Source organism: Bartonella sp. SL317, assembly GCF_059687655.1.
In genome coordinates this window covers 78,113-98,203 of sequence record NZ_CM185144.1, presented here as the reverse complement: position 1 = coordinate 98,203, position 20,091 = coordinate 78,113, and the positions used below count along the sequence as shown (strand labels likewise).

At 36.7% G+C, this 20,091-nt stretch carries 12 protein-coding genes and 1 pseudogene; 9 read left to right on the top strand and 4 right to left on the bottom strand.

Annotated elements, in window-relative coordinates:
* Positions 1-590: 590 nt before the first annotated feature.
* Both AC6ER9_RS00435 and AC6ER9_RS00430 read right to left on the bottom strand, forming a co-directional pair.
* A complete protein-coding gene (locus AC6ER9_RS00435) occupies positions 591-1,898 on the bottom strand; it encodes an MFS family transporter (RefSeq protein WP_497074523.1) in 1,308 nt (435 codons plus the stop codon).
* 1,426 nt (positions 1,899-3,324) lie between these two features.
* Positions 3,325-4,632, bottom strand: coding sequence for an MFS family transporter (locus AC6ER9_RS00430; protein ID WP_497074522.1), 1,308 nt, complete (start codon positions 4,630-4,632; stop codon positions 3,325-3,327).
* Positions 4,633-4,853: 221 nt separating this feature from the next.
* Between AC6ER9_RS00430 and AC6ER9_RS00425 the strand changes: the two genes are divergently transcribed.
* The 7 genes and pseudogenes from AC6ER9_RS00425 (at position 4,854) to AC6ER9_RS00395 (ending at position 13,994) form a co-directional block, all read left to right on the top strand.
* Positions 4,854-5,648 (top strand): thymidylate synthase, encoded by a 795-nt coding sequence (locus AC6ER9_RS00425; RefSeq protein WP_497074521.1) that lies wholly within the window; start codon positions 4,854-4,856, stop codon positions 5,646-5,648.
* Complete coding sequence (locus AC6ER9_RS00420) at positions 5,645-6,154, top strand: dihydrofolate reductase (protein WP_497074520.1); 510 nt, start codon at positions 5,645-5,647, stop codon at positions 6,152-6,154. The genes AC6ER9_RS00425 and AC6ER9_RS00420 overlap by 4 nt, the downstream gene beginning before the upstream one ends.
* 117 nt (positions 6,155-6,271) lie before the next feature.
* On the top strand, positions 6,272-7,417 hold the full coding sequence (gene hflK / locus AC6ER9_RS00415; protein WP_497074519.1) for an FtsH protease activity modulator HflK: 1,146 nt from the start codon (positions 6,272-6,274) through the stop codon (positions 7,415-7,417).
* 2 nt (positions 7,418-7,419) lie between these two features.
* Complete coding sequence (gene hflC / locus AC6ER9_RS00410; protein WP_497074518.1) at positions 7,420-8,364, top strand: protease modulator HflC; 945 nt, start codon at positions 7,420-7,422, stop codon at positions 8,362-8,364.
* Between the two features lie 147 nt (positions 8,365-8,511).
* Complete coding sequence (locus AC6ER9_RS00405; protein WP_497074517.1) at positions 8,512-10,038, top strand: Do family serine endopeptidase; 1,527 nt, start codon at positions 8,512-8,514, stop codon at positions 10,036-10,038.
* A 994-nt stretch (positions 10,039-11,032) separates the two neighbouring features.
* Positions 11,033-11,905 (top strand): tRNA (adenosine(37)-N6)-dimethylallyltransferase MiaA, encoded by an 873-nt coding sequence (miaA, locus tag AC6ER9_RS00400; RefSeq protein WP_497074516.1) that lies wholly within the window; start codon positions 11,033-11,035, stop codon positions 11,903-11,905.
* 287 nt (positions 11,906-12,192) lie between these two features.
* Positions 12,193-13,994 (top strand): annotated as a pseudogene (locus AC6ER9_RS00395) (acetolactate synthase 3 large subunit).
* Positions 13,995-14,623: 629 nt separating this feature from the next.
* Here the strand turns inward: AC6ER9_RS00395 and AC6ER9_RS00390 are convergent.
* Both AC6ER9_RS00390 and AC6ER9_RS00385 read right to left on the bottom strand, forming a co-directional pair.
* Positions 14,624-15,379 carry an MFS transporter gene (locus AC6ER9_RS00390; RefSeq protein WP_497074515.1) on the bottom strand — a complete coding sequence of 252 codons (756 nt, stop codon included), beginning with the start codon at positions 15,377-15,379 and terminating at the stop codon, positions 14,624-14,626.
* A gap of 301 nt (positions 15,380-15,680) precedes the next feature.
* Positions 15,681-16,607, bottom strand: a complete 927-nt coding sequence (locus tag AC6ER9_RS00385; RefSeq protein WP_497074514.1) for a D-2-hydroxyacid dehydrogenase family protein — start codon at positions 16,605-16,607, stop codon at positions 15,681-15,683.
* 1,045 nt (positions 16,608-17,652) lie between these two features.
* On the opposite strand from AC6ER9_RS00385, the gene AC6ER9_RS00380 reads away from it, so the two are divergent.
* Both AC6ER9_RS00380 and AC6ER9_RS00375 read left to right on the top strand, forming a co-directional pair.
* Positions 17,653-18,774 carry an ATP-dependent DNA helicase gene (locus tag AC6ER9_RS00380; RefSeq protein WP_497074513.1) on the top strand — a complete coding sequence of 374 codons (1,122 nt, stop codon included), beginning with the start codon at positions 17,653-17,655 and terminating at the stop codon, positions 18,772-18,774.
* Positions 18,775-18,857: 83 nt separating this feature from the next.
* On the top strand, positions 18,858-19,592 hold the full coding sequence (locus tag AC6ER9_RS00375) for a pyridoxine 5'-phosphate synthase (protein ID WP_497074512.1): 735 nt from the start codon (positions 18,858-18,860) through the stop codon (positions 19,590-19,592).
* The last annotated feature ends 499 nt before the right edge of the window (positions 19,593-20,091 follow it).

Here is a 20,091-nt window from a genome sequence, read left to right as displayed (position 1 = left end):
ATGCTTTAAGATGATGTATTGGCGTTATTTGGAATTATATTATCATTTGTTTTTGTATTTTTATTTTCTCGTAGAATAAAAGTTGTGTCCTTATATCTAAAGGGGAGAGGACATTAAAAAGTCGATCAAGATATCTCTAATCTTGGTGAGAAAAATTCTAAAATGGTTATTTTGATCGTTATAGGCTTAATGCTGAAAGATCATAGAAGAGATGATTTTTACGCGTAGAAAGCCAAAAATAAAGATCCTTCACACAGCTTAAGCAATATAAAAAAGGTTTTTATGTCCTTACTCATTATTGTCTTGTCATAAAATATAATCCTTTAGAATGGCCATGTAAGGTTTTACGTATGCGGTATTTTTATTAGATATCGTGATAAATATTGAGGATAGAGCTGGCCCATAGAACCTTATGAAGTAAACCGCATAAAAAGATTAATAGCGATAGACAGTTTAGGGAGAGATAAGCTGTTTACAAGATCAACGCGGGGGCAGGCCCTTCATTATTATTAAGATGTGATTATTAATGTGCGGCGTGGAGATTGAAAAAAGCCCAATTTTTTTTGGGCTTTTTTATTCAGCCAGTCACTTTAATGAAGTTCATCTTTATCGAGATATCCTCCTTTATCGATATCGGGCATAAGGAGAATAGAGATGAGGGCAATGATCATCATTCCAACGATGTAAAAAAAGAAAACGGATTCGTATCCTATATTTTTTAGTCCAAGCGCTACATATTCAGCAGAACCACCAAAGAGTGCATTGCCAATGGCAAACGCAAATCCAACACCAATTGCTCGGATTGAAGCAGGGAACAATTCTGCTTTTATGATACCGGCGATGGAGGTATAAAAACTCATAACACAGAGCATTCCAATAATGATGAAGAGTGCACTCCATGGGTTATGGGCATTTCCAATCATTTTAAGAGCAGGAATGGTACAGATAATGGATAAAATTCCCCAACTGATGAGTGAAAATCGTGCGCCAACTTTGTCGGCGAAGGTACCTAAAAGGGGTTGGAATAACACAAAAACAAAGAGGGCGGCAGTCATGATTGTTGTTGCTGTTTGTTTATCAAAGCCGGTGGTTGTGATCAGATATTTTTGCATATAAGTGGTGTATGTATAAAATGTGAGAGATCCGCCAGCTGTAAAGCCAACAACCAAAAAGAAAGCTTTTTTATGATTACGAAAAAGCTCTTTAAGACTACCAGCGTGTTGTTCAGAGCGGCTTTTGTGGGTTGTTGTTTCATGGAGAAGACTACGCAGATAAAGTGCAACAATTGCTCCTACGCCACCAATGGCAAAAGGAATACGCCATCCCCATGCTTTTAACTGATCTTCAGTAAGATACATGGCTAAAATAAATATCATAAAACTCGCAATAAGTTGACCAGAGATCGTTGTTGCATATTGAAAAGAAGCAAAGAGCCCACGACGATCTTTGGGGGCAACTTCGCTCATATAAGTTGCGGCTGTACCATATTCACCGCCAACCGAAAGTCCTTGAAACATACGGACTAAAAGAAGAAGGAATGCTGCTGTTATGCCTAAGGTTTGGTAAGTAGGAAGTATGGCAATGAGAAAAGAACCTCCACACATCATAAAAACAGAAATAAGCATTGAGCGTTTACGACCATAGCGGTCAGCAATGAAGCCAAAGAGCCATGCTCCAATGGGGCGCATAAGAAAGCCAATAAAAAAGATTCCTGCAGTTTTTAATAGTTGTGTAACAATATCTTCATCTTCAGGAAAAAATTGTGAGGCAAAATAAACTGATGCAAAGGAATAAGCGTAAAAGTCATACCATTCTACCAGATTTCCTGAGGCACTGGATATGATAGCAAAAATACGTTTCCTTGTATCATGAGGCTCTAAAGTTGTTTGGTTATTCATGAAGCATTCCCCTTTTTAATTAATAAATTTTTTCTTAAACGCTGTTTTACGGTGTGTATTATAAAAACGCGATTGTATCATGATAATTTTTTAATAAAATACTTTAAGATAATTTATAGTATTTTTAGTTTTTTCAAGGCTTTTATTGGGTATCTAAAAAGAATAAATAATATTACTATATAGTATATTTATAGTATCATTATATAAATAAAGTAAAATTGAATCGAATTGTGGTGAGGGATGAATTAATTTCTACTGCTGGCCATTCGTAAATGGGCTTTTATTTCATGCTTATATCCTTAGTTCAGAAGCTAAAAACTTGAAAGGGTAAAAGAATGCGTTTGTGCACTTAAAGTTCAGAGGGCACTGTAAGGATTTCTCTGGAGCGATCAATGCTTTTAGGTATATGGGATATTGCGTAAATCATACGCTTTTGGCAATCTTTTAAGGAAATATTATTTTTTGTTTTATTGTGAATTATGGACATATGAACGTGTTTATGAAGATAGAATGCTCTTTAGTTTATAAGCTTGATATTGTTTCGTAAAATAACATTAGTGGCTATTTATATACTATATGTGAGGTTGGTATGTGCGTAAAAATACTTTTTATGAGCTCTTTTTAAGGGGCAAGGGGGAGGGCGACATTGAGGTCTAGAAAATAATATTATGATAGCCGCTAGCATTTTGATTAAGCGTGAAAGTGGTGGTCAACAATGTTACGACAGCTCTTGAGCCATTAAGGCGGTTCAAAGGGAGCATTTTTAGCTCTTTCTTGTACCGTTTTTATCCACATCGCTTTGTCTCCTTTTAACGTACAAGCGAATGGTTTTGATTGATTCAATATAAACAAGTTTGAAAAAGAGAGGAGCCTGCCGGCATTAGAAACTCTCATTTAAGTTGAATAACCATAGATTATTATAAATCAATCTATTGATTAATATTTATAATTTATGGCACTTTTATTTATGTCATTCATAAGCGTTATCGTAAAATTGATTTGGGGATATTGAGAAAACTTTAAAAAGTGCAGAGATTCATAATATAATGGGGTTTTCTACTTTTTCGTGGGGCCTTTGTTTTGCATGGGAATCCCATTAAAGAAGGTATTAAACAAAAGCATGAGACAATGTGTCATTTACTCTTGATAAAATTTCTTGAAAGATAATCGTTTTTCTTCGATTTTGATTGGAAATGAGAATATTAAAATAAATCAAACGTTTTTATTTCTAGCGAACAAAATTCAGCAAAAGAAGTATTTATTATAGAATAATATGAAGTCGTTTATTTTTATAAGCGGTTTATGTGGGAGAAAAAATTTCTTCTTTGGAGTGTTTGACAGGGATAAAAAGTTTTAAGCTTTAAATTTTCTAGAGGACAGATATAAAAAAGCCCAGTATTTTGGGCTTTTTTATTAATATCAAAAATTAATGAATATCATCTCCTTGTAAATACCCCTTTTTACGCGCATCGGGCATGAAGCAGATTGCGATAAAGGCAATAATCATCATGCCGACTATGTAAAAATGGAATATAGATTCATATCCATGCTTTTTAAACTCGAGTGCTACAGTTTCAGCAGAGCCGCCAAAGATTGCATTGGCAATAGCATAAGAAAGCCCAACTCCCATGGCGCGTACTGAAGCAGGAAACATTTCTGCTTTTACGATACCGGAGACAGATGTATAAAAACTCAAAATACACAGCATTCCAATAATGATTAAGAGCGCAATCCAAGTATCATTGGTGCTACCAATTATTCTCAGTCCTGGCACGATAAAGATGATGGAGAGGCTGCTCCAAATAAGCAGTGAAGTTTTAGTGCCAATTTTATCTGCTAGAGAACCAAAGAGAGGTTGGAGTAACATAAAAACAAAGAGTGCAGCCGTCATTATTGTCGTTGCAGTGGGTTTATCAAATCCGGTGGTTGTGATCAGATATTTTTGCATATAAGTTGTGCTGGTATAAAATATAAGTGATCCTCCAGCTGTAAAACCGACCACCAAAAAGAACGCTTTTCCATGATTGCGTAGAAGCTCTTTAAGACTACCTGTGTGTTTTTGAGAGCGGCTTTCCTTTGTGGTTGTTTCATGAAGAGAACGACGCAGATAAATTGCAACAATGGCGCCACATCCACCAATCACAAAAGGAATACGCCATCCCCACGCCTTTAACTGGTCTTCTGTGAGATAGAAGGCAAGAACAAACATAACCAAACTTGCAAGAAGCTGACCGCCAATAAGTGTTGCATATTGGAAGGAGCTAAAGAAGCCACGACGTTTTTTAAGAGCAATTTCACTCATATAAGTTGCTGTTGTCCCATATTCACCGCCAACGGAAAGCCCTTGGATCATACGAAGCAAAATGAGTAAAACGGCTGCTGTTGCTCCAATTGTTTCATAAGTGGGAAGCAGGGCAATAAGGAAAGAGCCTCCACACATCATAAAAACAGAAATAAGTAAAGAGCGTTTACGTCCATAACGATCGGCAATATAACCAAAGAGCCAACCACCAATTGGACGCATCAAAAAGCCAATAAAAAAGACAATGGAAGATTTTAAAAGTTCGGTAACAACATCTCCATCAGAAGGAAAAAACTGTGAGGCAAAGTAAATAGATGTAAAAGAATAAACATAAAAATCATACCATTCTACCAGATTGCCTGATGCACTCGATATGATAGAAAGAACACGTTTTCTTGTATCATGCGGTGCTAAAGATTCTTGTTTTTCCATAGTTAATCCCTTCTATTTCACGTTCATCTATCTTTGTTCATTATTCCTCTATGTTATTTTATTAAGAATCTGTCTATAGTATTTTATCTTTTGTATCAAAAATTTAGTCAGATCATGATAATTTCTTGTGTAAGATGTTTTTTTTTAAAAATTGAATTCTGTTTATAGGGATTTTACAGTTTTTATTTTCTATAATGAAAAGAATCGGACATAATAACTCTATGAAATCATATCTGGATCTTTTATCCCACGTTTTAAATCATGGTATTGATCGTAAAGATCGAACGGGTGTTGGAACGCGATCTGTTTTTGGATATCAAATGCGCTTTGATTTACAAGCGGGATTTCCGTTGTTGACGACAAAAAAACTCCATCTACGTTCAATTATTTATGAGCTTTTGTGGTTTCTTAAAGGCGATACAAATATTGCATGGTTGAAAGAACATGGTGTATCGATTTGGGATGAATGGGCCGATGAACAAGGAAATCTTGGTCCTGTTTATGGTTATCAATGGCGTTCCTGGCCTGCTCCTGATGGACGCCATATTGATCAAATGAGCAATCTTTTAACAATGATTAAGGAAAAACCAGATTCTCGTCGCTTGATTGTATCAGCTTGGAACCCCGCATTAATAGAGGAAATGGCTTTGCCTCCGTGCCATTGTCTTTTTCAATTTTACATCGCTGAAGGAAAATTATCCTGTCAGCTTTATCAGCGTTCAGCAGATATTTTTTTAGGGGTCCCATTCAATATTGCGTCTTACGCATTGTTAACGATGATGATTGCGCAGGTCAGTGGCCTTAAAGTTGGTGATTTTATTCATACTTTGGGGGATGCTCATCTTTATTCTAATCATTTTGAACAGGCAAAACATCAATTGTCTCGTGTTCCTAATGCTCTGCCATGTATGCGCATAAATCCAGCCGTAACAGATCTTTTTTCTTTTCAATTTGAGGACTTTGAATTGCTTAATTATGAAGCACACCCCCATATTAAAGCGCCGGTAGCAATATGACGATTTCCATTTGTTTAATTGCTGCTGTTGCAGAAAACGGTGTTATTGGTCGTGAAGGTGCAATGCCTTGGCATTTATCAACAGATTTGCAACGCTTTAAAGCATTGACGTTGGGTAAGCCCATTATTATGGGACGAAAAACTTGGGATTCTATTGGGAGACCTTTACCAGGACGTACAAATATTATCATTACACGTGATCGTACTTTTAGCGCTGAAGGGGCGGTTGTGGTCCATTCTTTATCGCAGGCTTGTTCTCTTGCAAAAAGCGTTGCGGCTCAAAATGATATAGAGGAGATTTTTATTATTGGTGGGGGTGAAATTTTTCAACAAGGATTCAGTTTGGCTGATAAAATATTCCTTACAAAAGTTTTAGCATCTATAGAAGGTGATAGTTTTTTTCCTGTTTTTGACAAAGAAAAGTGGACTATTGTACAAACACAAGATATTCCCAAAGGAGATAAAGATAGTCATCCAACACATTTTGTTGTTTATGAGCGGAAATAATGTTTTGTAATGTGAAGTGAAAAGGGTTTATCGGTTGCATAATTAAGATAAGGATCCTATGAGTTCTCAGTAAATTCTTGATATTTGAATGAATAGTAGTCAGTTAAAGAGGTGGTAATGCCCTGGACAAATCAAAATGGTGGTGGCCCGTGGAGTGGCGATAAAAACAAGAAAAGTGGTGACAGAAAAACATCGCCTAAGAGTCTTTTTGGTTCTGGTGGACATAATGGCGGTGACAACGGTCCCAATTTTGATGATATTTTGCGTAAAGGACAAGATCAGTTTAAACAATTTAGTAGGGGAGGGATTTTTATTTTGTTTCTTCTGCTTGCTGTATGTTTTTTTCTCTATCAGTCACTTTATATCGTCCAACAAAATGAGCAAGCCGTAGAATTGCGTTTCGGTGTGCCTAAGGAAGGCGTTATCGGTGATGGATTGCACTTTCACTTTTGGCCAATTGAGACCTATATGAAAGTGCCTTTAACGGAAAAAACAATTGCAATTGGTGGGCATCCTGGACAGAGACAACAAAGCGAAGGTTTAATGTTGTCGAGTGATCAAAATATTGTGAATGTCAATTTTTCTGTTTACTATCGCATTTCACATCCAGGACAATTTTTATTCAATGTGAATGATCAAGAAGGAACCGTTCGTCAGGTTGCTGAAAGTGCAATGCGAGAGGTTATTGGTTCAAGACCTGTTGATGATGTTTTACGCGATAAAAAGGAAGAAGTTGCTGATGATGTAAGAAAGATTACTCAGTTGACTGTCGATAAATATCAACTCGGTGTCGAAATAAGCCGTGTATCGATCAGTGAAGCGGCTCCTCCTACTAAAGTTGCCGCGGCGTTTAATTCTGTTCAGCAAGCAGAACAGGAACGTGGACGAATGATTGAAGAAGGAAATCGTGTGCGTTTTACGAAGATTGGTTTAGCCAATGGTGAAGCTTCACGTACACGGGAAATCGCGAAGGGTGAAAAAGCACAAATGGTTGAAGAGGCAACAGGGCGTGCTGAACGTTTTCAGTCCATAGCTCGTGAGGCTGCTATTTCACCAGAGGCTGCACGTTATCGTCTTTATATGGAGACGATGGGGCGTGTTTTTTCTTCACCCAATAAATTGATTCTCGATCAAATTAATTCTCCTGCGGTGCCTTATCTTCCCTTGAATGAATTGTTGCATAATAATTTATCAGAAAAAGCAAAAATAAAATCAGCACGTTCTGTATCGCTCTTAGATTCTCAAATTTCTGGAGGACGTTAATAATGCAGCAGTCCCGTTTTTTATTTATTTTTAGTACCATAATAATTTTTTTACTCATTTTGTGGATGTCACTTTTTGTTGTCTATCCTCGTCAACAAGTGGCGATTAAACGTTTTGGACAAATCGTTAAGGTCGAGTCTAATCCTGGAATTTATTTTAAAATGCCCTTTGTCGATAAGATGATTGTGGTGGATAATCGGCTGTTGCGTTACGATGTTCCTACGCAATCTGTGCAAGTTCGTGGGGGAGCTTATTATGAAGTGGATGCGTTCTTTATTTATCGCATTACGGATCCTAAATTGTTTTTACAGCGTATTGCTTCAGGGCGCCCACAGATTGCAGCACGTGAAAATCTTGCTCCACGCTTTATTGATGCTCTGCGGGCTGTTTATGGTAAACGAGAATTTAAAGCTGCCTTATCAGATGAACGAGGCGCAATGATGGCTGAGGTCCAAAGGCAATTTTCTATAGATGCAGGCTCGCTGGGTATTAAGATTGTTGATGTGCGTATTCGGAAAACCGATTTAACCGATGCTGTTTCAGAAGATGTTTATCGGCAAATGGCTGCAGAACGGGAAGCGGTGGCGGAAAATATTCGCGCTCGTGGTCAACAAGAGCGGGATCGTATTGTGGCGGAGGCCAATCGTGAATATGAAGAAATTGTCGCGGCTGCAAAGCGTGATGCTGAAATTACGCGCGGTGAAGGACAGGCTGAAAGTATTCGCATTTTATTAAAGGCACGGGAAGCTAATCCATCTTTTTACGATTTTTGGTTAGCGATGGAACAGTATAAAAATTTAGAGAAAATACCGATGGTTATCTCACCAAATGAGGATTTCTTTCTTTATTTTCGCAATCCCTTGCAAGCAAAGAAAAAAACTTCATCTCCTTTATCAAAAATGAGTCCTAGTTTGAGTAAAGCTGATTCAAAATCTGGTGGAGAATAGATGAAACAGTGTATGGAGGATACTCGTATGAGAAGTATGCCCTATAGTTGCTTGTTTTATGATGAATGTGAGAGAATGTGAAGCCATACTAATTTTTGTATGATAAATTGAGTAAGGTTTTTTGCAACTTTGGTTTAAGGGCCCGTCATGGGTAAAAGTATCGTGAGTAGAAATACGTTTTTAAAGTCTTTTATCACAAGAGTTATTTTTTGTGTGATTTTGTTTTTATCAGGCTTCGTGCGTTTCTCTTGGGGCGCAGAGATAAACAAGACACTCCTTTCTGTTCCTGATTTAGCTTCTGAGCTTTTGAAGACGGTTGTGAATATTTCTACGGCACAGACTGTTGAAGGAACAGAACAGGATGAAAATACTTCGGTACCCGTTATTCCCAAAGATTCATTGCTGGAGGAATATTTTAATGATTTTTTTACGCCCAAAGATGGGGACAAAAATAGTCAATTTCAAAAGGTGCGTTCTTTGGGGTCTGGTTTTGTAATTGATGCCCAAAAAGGAATTATTGTTACAAATTATCATGTTATTGTTGATGCTGATGATATTGAAGTGAATTTCACGGATGGTACAAAACTCAAGGCAAAGCTCCTTGGCAAGGATAGCAAAACAGATTTAGCGTTGCTTCAAGTGGATGCGGGAATTAAAAAATTAAAAGCTGTACGTTTTGGTGATTCAGAAAAAGCGCGTATTGGTGATTGGGTTATGGCTATTGGTAATCCTTACGGTTTTGGTGGGAGTGTGACGGTTGGTATTATTTCTGCCCGTAACCGTGATCTTAATGCTGGTCCCTATGATAATTTTATTCAAACAGATGCAGCGATTAATCGAGGCAATTCTGGTGGTCCATTATTTGATAGAAATGGTGAAGTTATTGGCATTAACACAGCAATTGTTTCTCCTTCTGGTGGATCTATCGGTATTGGGTTTGCTATTCCATCGGATATGGCTCTTTCTGTTATTAATCAATTGCGTGAGTTTGGAGAAATAAGGCGTGGTTGGTTGGCTATTCGTATTCAGCCGGTGACAGAGGATATTGCTAAAAGTTTAAAGCTGGATAATGCTGTAGGGGCATTAGTGGCTGGTAAAATAGAACAGACAGAAGAAAATAGTGTCGATAATAGTCAGTTGCAAACAGGAGATGTCATTCTTTCTTTTGGAAATTCTAAGATTAAGCATGCTCGTGATTTGCCTCGTTTAGTTGCGGAGAGTGTGGAAGGAAAAGTGGTTGATGTTACTGTTTTACGCAATGGGCAAGAAAAGACAGTAAAAGTTAGACTTGGACGTTTGATTGAGACCGATGCTAATGAAGATACAGAAGAAGAAGTTGATGATCAAAAAAATGATGATCCATCGAAAAGCGTGACAATGCAAGTGATGGGAATGACGTTATCTGAATTGACAGAGGATTTGCGTCATCGTTATTCGATTTCAGATAAAATTCAAGGATTAGTGGTGACATCGGTTACACAAAATAGTGCCGCGGATAAAAAACGTATTCGCGTTGGTGAAGTGATTGTTGATATCAATCAGAGTGCTATTACAAAAATTGATGAGGCTAAAAAACGTTTTCATAAATTACGTGAAGCTGGACGCAAAAATGCTCTCTTCATTGTAGCACGCCCCGATGGAGAGTTACGGTTTGTAACGATCCCAATGGATTGAAGCCTTATGGATTGATGTTGGGGGAATTTGTTTCTGATCAGTTTTAATATATGGGAACTTAGGTGTTCAGCCAAGTGAGATTTCGTATTTTTTAGCCCATTTTGTGATGGAGCGTATGGGTTATATACAAAAATCCATTGGATGGTTTCATTTTTTCGCTGAATAAAAGTACAAGTTGACAGTGATATTTGTTGGTTTTCAATATTACAACAGCCTTTGCTGTGAAATATTATATGAAAAGTATTTTCCTTCTTTCTTAAGGTAATTTTTGTCCCTACTTGTGATGCACGTGAATGGTACTGATGTGATGCTTTATGAGAAAAAATAAGATAATCTTGTGATATTGAAGGCTCGTATTCAAATTGTAAAACACCCAACTATTTATAAATAAAATGCTCAATTATTATACATAATGTTTTATCCAGTAAGATTTTCAGCGCTTTGTGATTATACTTTGTGTGTTGTAAAAGATGTTTTTTACTTCAGTTTAAAAAACATTTCATATAAAAATCACATTAGAAGCAATTAGTTATTGATATATTTATATTTTTCTTTATGATGGATAAAAAAATAGTGATAAAAAAAGAAAGTGTAAGCAAGAAAGGTTCTGAGGCTCTTAGTTAATAAGCCAGAGTAATATGCTATTTTTATAGGAAAAAATACATCTGTTTGATTGTATAGGTTAAGCTCGATACTATTATTCATAAATGATCATCAACAACCTGTATTAAATGGTCTAACGGACAGAATATTTATGGCTGTAATTTGTTATTGAAGTATGGTAGCAAGGAATGTTTGAAAAATTCCTTTGATGTTGTTATTAACCTCCATTTTTTTATAGTTTTTAGAAGGGTTTTCTTTATCTTGAGGGAGCAGCCTTGTTCGTATTTTTGTTTAAAGTTTTTACTTTATGATAATAGGGAAGAAAATACAGAAGCTTTGGGGGCTTTCATGCATATTGCAATAAATTGCTGATTGGGAGAGATTACTCTTCATGGCAGAAAGAACAATTACATTAATAGCAGGACCAACGGCAAGTGGAAAATCAGCACTTGCATTGCAAATGGCTCAAGAAAAAGATGCTTTCATTATTAATACTGATTCAATGCAGGTTTATGATGTTTTAAATATTTTAACGGCACGGCCAAGCGAGGCTGAGACCGCGATTGTGCCTCATTACCTTTATGGTCATGTGAGTCCTACTTTGAATTATTCAGTTGGTCAATGGTTGTGTGATGTTGAAAAGCTGTTGGCTACTTGTACGTCGAGATCAGTTATTTTTGTTGGTGGAACAGGACTTTATTTTCGTGCTCTTTTGGAGGGAATTTCGCCAATCCCTCATGTTTCAGATGTTGTGCGGCAAAAATGGCGTTTGCTACTTGATAAAGAGGGGACAGCAAGCCTTTATCGTCAGTTGTTGCATATTGATGCTGTTGTTGCTGAAAAAATTTCGTCGCAAGATGGACAGCGTATTGTCCGTGCTTTGGAAGTTTACGATGCAACTGGTGAGACGCTCAGTTGCTGGCAGAAGCAAAAAACAACGCCTCTTATTGCAGCAAATTGTGCCGAAAAAATTCTTCTCATGCCACCTCGCTCACTGCTTTATGAACGTATTCATAAACGTTTGGACACGATGATTGAAAGAGGCGCTTTAGAAGAGGTAAGGGCTATGAAGAAACTTACGCTTTCCCCTTCGTTACCAGCGATGAAAGCGATTGGTATACCTGAATTTATGGCTTATTTGGATGGACATAGAAGCTTTGAAAATGCTCTAGAGGCGGTGAAAACACAAACGAGGAGATACGCAAAAAGACAAATGACATGGTTTCGTCATCAGTTTGATGAAGAATGGAGAGTTACTTTTTGATGAAAGAACTGGCTTTTTAATGAAAGAATTGGCGTTTTACCAAGAAATTTTCAAAAGATAAAAGAGAATTCGTGAAATTTTTTAAAAAAAGTATTAATTTTTTATTGACGAATAGCTTCAATAGAATTAGAGATTCCTTTATAAGGAATTTTTTATATATTTTATACGTTGGAATAATGGGGGGAGGTCATACAATATGTGTTATGTAATGGGCTCCTTGAGAGTCTTTTTTTATGGGCTCCGTTGGGGGCTTTTTTATTGTCCTATCAAGTAGGTGAGTGGGAAAAATGAGAAATGATCCAAAACAGCAAGAGAGCGAAGATGTAAAATTAATGTCAGGGGCTGAAATAGTGGTTCAGGCTCTTATCGATCAAGGGGTTACACATATTTTTGGTTATCCTGGTGGGGCTGTTCTTCCTATTTTTGATGTTCTTTATCACCAAGATGCACTCCAGCATATTTTGGTGCGTCATGAACAAGCAGCGGGGCATGCTGCTGAAGGCTATGCACGCAGTACTGGAAAGGTTGGTGTGATGCTTGTGACGTCTGGTCCAGGGGCAACGAATGCCGTGACACCTTTGCAAGATGCTCTCATGGATTCTATCCCTCTTGTTTGTTTTTCTGGTCAGGTAGCGACAACGGTGATTGGAACAAATGCTTTTCAAGAAGCTGATACGGTTGGAATAACAAAACCCTGTACAAAACGTAATTGGCTGGTTAAAGATGTTAATGATCTTGCGGACATTATTCACGAAGCTTTTTCTCTTGCTCAATCAGGGCGTCCAGGACCGGTTTTGATTGATATTCCTAAGGATGTTCAATTTGCTTCAGGATTTTATAGAGCGCCGAAAGTTCAAAAATCTATGCATTCTTCTTTATCATTGAAAGAGAATAATGCTGAGGCTATCAAATCGGCTGTTTCTCTTTTAGTTGAAGCAAAACGCCCTATTATTTATTCTGGTGGGGGTGTTATTTCATGGGGGGAGAAGCTATTCAGCTGTTGCGTAATTTAGTTCAACTGGGAGATTTTCCTATTACTTCAACCTTAATGGGACTTGGTGCTTATCCAGCCTCTGGTAAAAATTGGTTGGGAATGCTGGGAATGCATGGAACCTATGAGGCTAATATGGCCATGCATGATTGTGATGTTATGTTGGCTGTTGGAGCACGATTTGATGATCGTATCACGGGGCGCCTTGATGCATTTGCACCTCATGCGCGTATTATTCATATTGATATTGATCCTTCTTCTATCAATAAAATTGTCAAAGCAGAAGTTCCACTTATTGGCGATGTGGCTGATATTTTGGCAGGAATTATGCAGCATTTGCATCAGGAGCAATCAAAGTTTGATCAAGAAAGCCGCAAAATCTGGTGGAGGAAAATTAATCGCTGGAGATCACGCAATTCATTAGCCTATATGGAAAAAAAAGATGTCATCATGCCCCAATATGCTCTTGAACGGCTTTATGCATTGACCAAAAATGCTCGTGCTTACATTACAACGGATGTCGGACAGCATCAGATGTGGGCAGCGCAATATTATCACTTTGATGAACCAAAACATTGGATGACTTCTGGTGGTCTTGGAACTATGGGGTATGGTCTTCCTGCGGCTATTGGTGTTCAAATAGCTCATCCTGATGCGCTTGTTGTTTGTATTTCTGGGGATGCTTCCATTCAGATGAATATTCAAGAACTTGCAACAGCTATTCAGCATGACACACCTGTGAAAATTTTTATTTTAAATAATCAGTATATGGGGATGGTTCGTCAGTGGCAGCAATTGCTGCATGGTAATCGTCTTTCTCATTCTTATACGGAGTCGATGCCTGACTTTGTAAAATTGGCACAAGCTTATGGAGCTGTCGGAATTCATTGTTCAAAACCCGATGAACTTGATGATAAAATTCAGCAAATGATTGACTGTGATAAGCCTGTTCTTTTTGATTGTCGCGTTTATCATTTAGAAAATTGTTTTCCCATGATCCCATCAGGTTGTGCCCATAATGAGATGTTATTACCTGATGAAGCAAGCGAGGAAGCTGTTGCCAATGCTGTTTCTGATGAGGGAAAAATTCTTGTATAAAATAAATATGTTCGCAAAATAGTGAAGGATAGCGATGAAGAAGTCTTTGGAGTCTTCATCTCTGTCTCTTCTTTGTGGAGAGTTCCTATTATCCTTAGAGCTCATTTTCTGATTTTCATTACTCGTTTAAAGACATGGGGCTTTGTTTAAAGATATGGGGTGTATGATTATTTATTCATTTAAAAAATGTTATAAGTCATATGCCCAATTATGTTTGAATTTATTTGTACGTGGTGTTTGTTTTTTTAATTTATATGTTCACATTAAGAGCTATTTCTTTGTATTTTTTAGATAATACATTGAATTATCTATTATCAATTAATTATAGTGTTTCATATATGAAAGATTTCATCGTGCAAAAAAAGAGCTACCGCATCGTGCTTAAAGTGTGCAACCATGCAAACCGTCATGTTTATGAAAACAATAGAAAGATTTGTAACTCTATTTTGGTTTGGTATTATGAAATTACGCCAAATCGCTCTTTCAAGGGCTTGATAGGAGAATCTATCTAGCGTATTGAAAATAAAGGAAAAAGCAACAAAGATAAAATGTAACCCTATAAAAAATCAATTGGCTACCATAGCTTATTTCTATACTGCTAAAATAATTCTTCCTAAGGCATCAGAAGCTTATGTAACAAAAAATAAATAAGCAATTTTATCTAAAGACAGATGATAGATTCTATAAAAATAAATCGTTAGAAAAATGGTTAAAACATATTGAATGATCACCAGTGAAAGGCCTGAAAAAATAATATTCTTCATATGCACTGCAGTTAACATTGCAAGACGAGACTTACATTTGCATAGAACGAAACTCTTGCCTTGCTTTTTGGAACGGTAGCGACAACTTTTGCTGGTGCGTGATAAAAAACAATAAATATACATCCACCTAAAAAAGAAAACTATAATACCGACCAAAAACGCACCTTGTATGCCATAGACAAGTGCACTGGCAGGAAGAACGATCCCAGCTAATGCTCCACCTAATGGCAGCCCCGCCTGTCTTATTCCCATTGTAAATCCGTGCTGCGATTGTGGAAACCATGAAGAAATAGATTTAGCGCTACTGGGTTGAGCAGAACTATAAAATCCTCCTACAATGAGCAAACAAACTAAAAGAGAAATATAGTTATCTGCGATTGTTTCCAATAAAAGAGCGACAGAAACGCCGACCGCGCCAATGCCAACAATATAGCGCTCGTTAAACTTGTCGAGTAATTTGCCAGCGACAAGTAAACCAATAATGAGTAGGAACTGCGCTGCTGAAGACAGCAAACCTGTCTGAGAGTCACTAAACGAGAAATCCTTCTTAAAAAATTCAGCTAAAGGACCAATTCTCTTGAACAAAGAAGCAGACTGATATTTGAGCAATCGTGGCAACAAGCAATACAATCTATCAATAATAATCTTTTTCTATAAATTTATTATTGCTCATTATGCCCCCCAATTAAAGGGTATGCCAATAAAGTTGCCTTTTTAAATCATGATTGCAACAATAAATGAGGTATTTTATGCTGATGACATAACAATCTGTCAATACGGTTGGTATTCATATGAAAGCTTAAGGAATGTGCTTAATTTGAGGAAATAAGCTATTATGTGTCGTGAAAATTTGATACGCTAGCAATACGATATAAGATAAATTTTACAAATATTGACTTAGCTGGCATTGGCTCAGACAGCATTAAATGTTCTTCATAAAAGCCTCTATATTTTGGCAAGCTTTTTCAAAATAATTCTCAAAGCTGTCTCCAGTTACATAGCCCAGATGCGGCGTGCAAAGAACTCTATCTGATTGCAATAATTTGCTCTCATAGACTGGTTCGCTGTCGTAAACATCCAGTGCAAAGTAAATTGAATTTTCCAAACTTAGTATTTTTTCTATCGCTCCTTTTTCAACCAAAGCTGAACGTGCTGTGTTGACAAAAATAGCATGAGGTTTCATGCTTAATAGATCATCTAATTGAATGATTTCTCTGGTTTTATCGCTTAAACGTAAATGTAGAGATATAATATCAGGGCGTGTAAAAAATTCTTCTTTTGAATGCGTAAAATGATAGCCTAAATTTTTTGCTTCTTGCGTTGAACGCTCGCTCCCGTGAACCAAAATGGACATACCAAAAGCTTGAGCATATTGAGCAACCATTTTACCAATACGCCCAAATCCGAATATTCCAAGAGTAGCCCCTTTCATTTGGTTGCCAAATGTTGTTTGCCATCGTCCTTTTTTCATATCAGACACAGATTGACAGAGTTTTCTCCGCGCAGACATTATTAAGAGCCATGCAAATTCAGCAGCAGAAGTTGGATCTCCACCACCATCTAATATTTTAATTCCTAAGTCTCTACAAGATTCTCTATCAATATGGGGACCTATAGGGCCTGTTTGGCAGATTAATTTTAAATTTGGCAGTTTTAGGAGAAGGTTTCTATCAACTATAGTCCGCTCTCTGATTAAGATAAGAATATCTATCTCTTTGAGCTTATCTTCTAAATCACATTCTGTCGCTAAATTATTGATAACCAGCACTTCATGCGATTTCATTAATTTTTTAATAGACTGTAATGTTAGGGTGGCTTTTTGATAGTCATCTGGAATTAATATTTTCAATTTAACCCTCCCGTTTCATTCATCAATATTTGAGCTTATTATTTCATTTCTAAAACAATCAAAAAGCAATCTCATCGTTGATATTTTGATATAACGCCAAGTTTGTTAACAAATTATCTCCCTTGATTTCATTGTTATTTCTAGTAATAAGAATAGTATTAATCAGTGAGTGTTTATAAACTTTAACACATTGCGACAAAAAGAAAAAGTTTGACTTAAGTCGATGGACGATTGTGCTTTTTCATATTCTATAGGATGAACCAGAAGTGCTACGTTGGACTGAAACGAAACCATATCCTAGTTTTCTTATAATAGACTACTAAGAAGGCCATATTTGTGAACCAGATTTTATTGTCGAAACAGAAAAAGCTACATATTTGTGCGAGATAATAAAGCGTGCTTCATATAAGCGTGATGTCTCTCTTTATTCGTTGAGATATAACTTATTTGGAGTATGAAGAGTCAATTTATTAAAATCATGATAAGAGGGAGAGAGGAACTTTATAAGTGTATCATCATAGGATGAAGTCGTTTTGTTGAGAGATATTTTTATTTCTACCAAAAGGTTTTTGATATATTTAATGATTATTTCGTAATAGTGGATGTAATTTATTTTTATGTGTAAGAAAGGGGATTGATTGTGGTAAAGAGTATTCATAAAATTATATTATTCTTATCCTGTTAAGGACATTATTTTCTCGTGAGGGTTTTGCAATTGCAATGTCATTTTTCTCATTTTAAATTTTGGTGAGAAAAAGCATATATACGTGTTTTTTAAGTTTAAGATATGTATATTCCATTGTTGGTGTGATTGTTGTAAAAAATGATATTTTATTTGATAAGTATAAGCTGTTACATCGAGGATCGATGTATAGATAAAATTTAGATTGTTACAATATCTTGAAAAAGCAATGGGGCAATAATTGATCATTATGCTATGAAAGTTGTTCGATGGGTGTGTGTGTCAGCAATTCTTAACGATAGTTTTTTTTGATCACTTTTTTTAATGCTTGCTCTTTTTATGCGAATCTTATTTTGATAAATTATGCAATTTTCGCCGGAACAGGATAGTGCATTGAAGGCTGTTGCCGCGTGGTTAAGGGAAGGGCGTTCACCTCTTTTTCGCCTTTTTGGCTATGCGGGAACGGGTAAGACGACGCTTGCGCGCTATTTTGCAGAGACAGTTGATGGTTCTGTCCAGTTTGCTGCTTTTACAGGCAAGGCGGCGCAGGTTTTACGTTCTAAAGGTGCAAGCAATGCTTGTACAATTCATTCATTAATTTATTGTCCACGTGGAGAAGAGGAAGTTTCTGATGAAATCACGGGGAAAAAGTCTATTGCTCCAACATTTACATTAAATCGAAGAAGTGCGGCTGCACAAGCTAAACTCATTATTGTGGATGAGTGCTCGATGGTTGATGAACAATTAGCACGTGATTTAATGAGTTTTCGCACGCCAATTCTTGTTCTTGGTGATCCAGGTCAATTGCCTCCTATCTCAGGTGGGGGATTTTTTTCCAATGGAAAACCAGATTTTCTTCTTTCAGAAATTCATCGACAAGCGCAAGATAATCCCATTATACGTCTTGCTATGGATGTTCGTGAAGGACGCGATATTGCTTATGGTGACTATGGAGAAGCCCGTGTTGTGACACGTAAAGAGGTCAATCAACAATTGGTTTTGGATGCTGATCAGGTCTTAGTCGGAATTAATCGGACACGCCACCTTTATAATCAGCGTTTGCGTATGTTAAAGGGCTTTACAGCAGAGTATCCGCAAGCGGGAGATAAGCTTGTGTGTTTGCGAAATGATCCTCCTAAAAGTTTATTAAATGGTTCTTTATGGAAGGTGATGACTTCACAAAAGGAGACAGTTAAACCGAGTATTAATCTTCTGGTAAAACCAGAGGAAAGTGAGCGAGGGGTAACAAAGATTAAACTGTTAAAAGCAGCCTTTGAAAATCCTGATCAGGAAATTTCGTGGGCATTAAAAAAGCGATATGATGATTTTGATTATGGGTATGCATTGACGGTGCATAAAGCGCAAGGTTCTCAGTGGAATAATGTCGTTTTGTTTGATGAAAGTTTTGCATTTCGTGATATGTATGCACGCTGGCTTTATACGGGAATTACACGCGCCGCAGAGCGTTTAACGATTGTTCGATAGAGAAAATATGTATATCATTAAAGTTTCAGGTGGAAAATATCTTTTTTCTGTCTTGTTACACACTATAAAAAATGGAAATGGGCATGGCGGTAAAACTTTCGGTTAATCTTAATGCTGTTGCTGTTTTGCGCAATCGACGTAATCTTCCGTGGCCAAGTATCAAGAATATTGGACATATAGCGCTTGCCGCTGGAGCAGCAGGTTTAACGGTTCATCCACGCCCTGATGAAAGGCATATTCGTTTTGCCGATTTGCCAGAGATATACGATTTAATAAAGAACAGTTTTCCTACGGCTGAGTTTAATATTGAAGGTTATCCAAGTGATCAATTTTTGCAGATCGCTGAAAATTATGCTGATCAGATTACTCTTGTCCCAGATGATCCAGATCAATCAACGTCTGATCATGGGTGGAACTTTGCTCAGGATGCAGAATTTTTAGCTCCTATCATTCAGAATTTAAAAACACGAAAAATTCGTGTATCACTTTTTGCTAATCCTACGAGCGATGGTCTTGATCGTGCTAAAGCAATAGGGGCTGATCGTGTGGAATTTTACACAGGACCTTATGGCGGTGCATTTCAGGATAAAACAAAACAAGATCAAGAACTCAATAAACTTGTTTTAGCCGCAAAAAGAGCGAAAAAGTTACAGTTAGGTATAAATGCAGGGCATGATTTGACGGTTGTGAATCTTCCTGCTCTGATCAAGAATATACCTTGGCTTGATGAAGTTTCTATTGGTCACGGGCTTATTGCTGATGCTTTAGAGTATGGAATGCATGAAACTGTTCAGCGTTTTATTCGATTATTATCGTAATCTTTTTCTCTCTATACGGTAGGAAGAAAAAATTTTATGAATCTTTGCCCATTTATTTGAAAAAATAATATGTGTTTAGATAAATAGCACTATTAGCGTGTATTATAAATATTTTTTTGTTGCTTTAATGATTGCTTTCCTTCTTTCTTTCTTTCTTTTAGTTTTTTATTCGTAGTATCCATTATACAAGAAGTTTTACTGCTGTAATTTTCTTGAGTTTAATAAAGTATTTGTAAGATATATTTTCAATATGTTTGAGATTATTTTACGTCATAAAGATATTAGTGAGCGTTATTATTTTTTGCTAAATTTGTATTGCAGCTAGACTTTGCAATGAGATGGCTCATAAGAAACATTCATATGCAGCTCTGTTTGCAATGTGCAAGTTTTTTTAATGATGACATCATGAATAGGTTTTAAAAATCAGAAAATGTTTTTTATGATTAGAAACAGTTTAATACAAGTTATTGTAACATTGGAAGCGAGAAAATAAAACAAT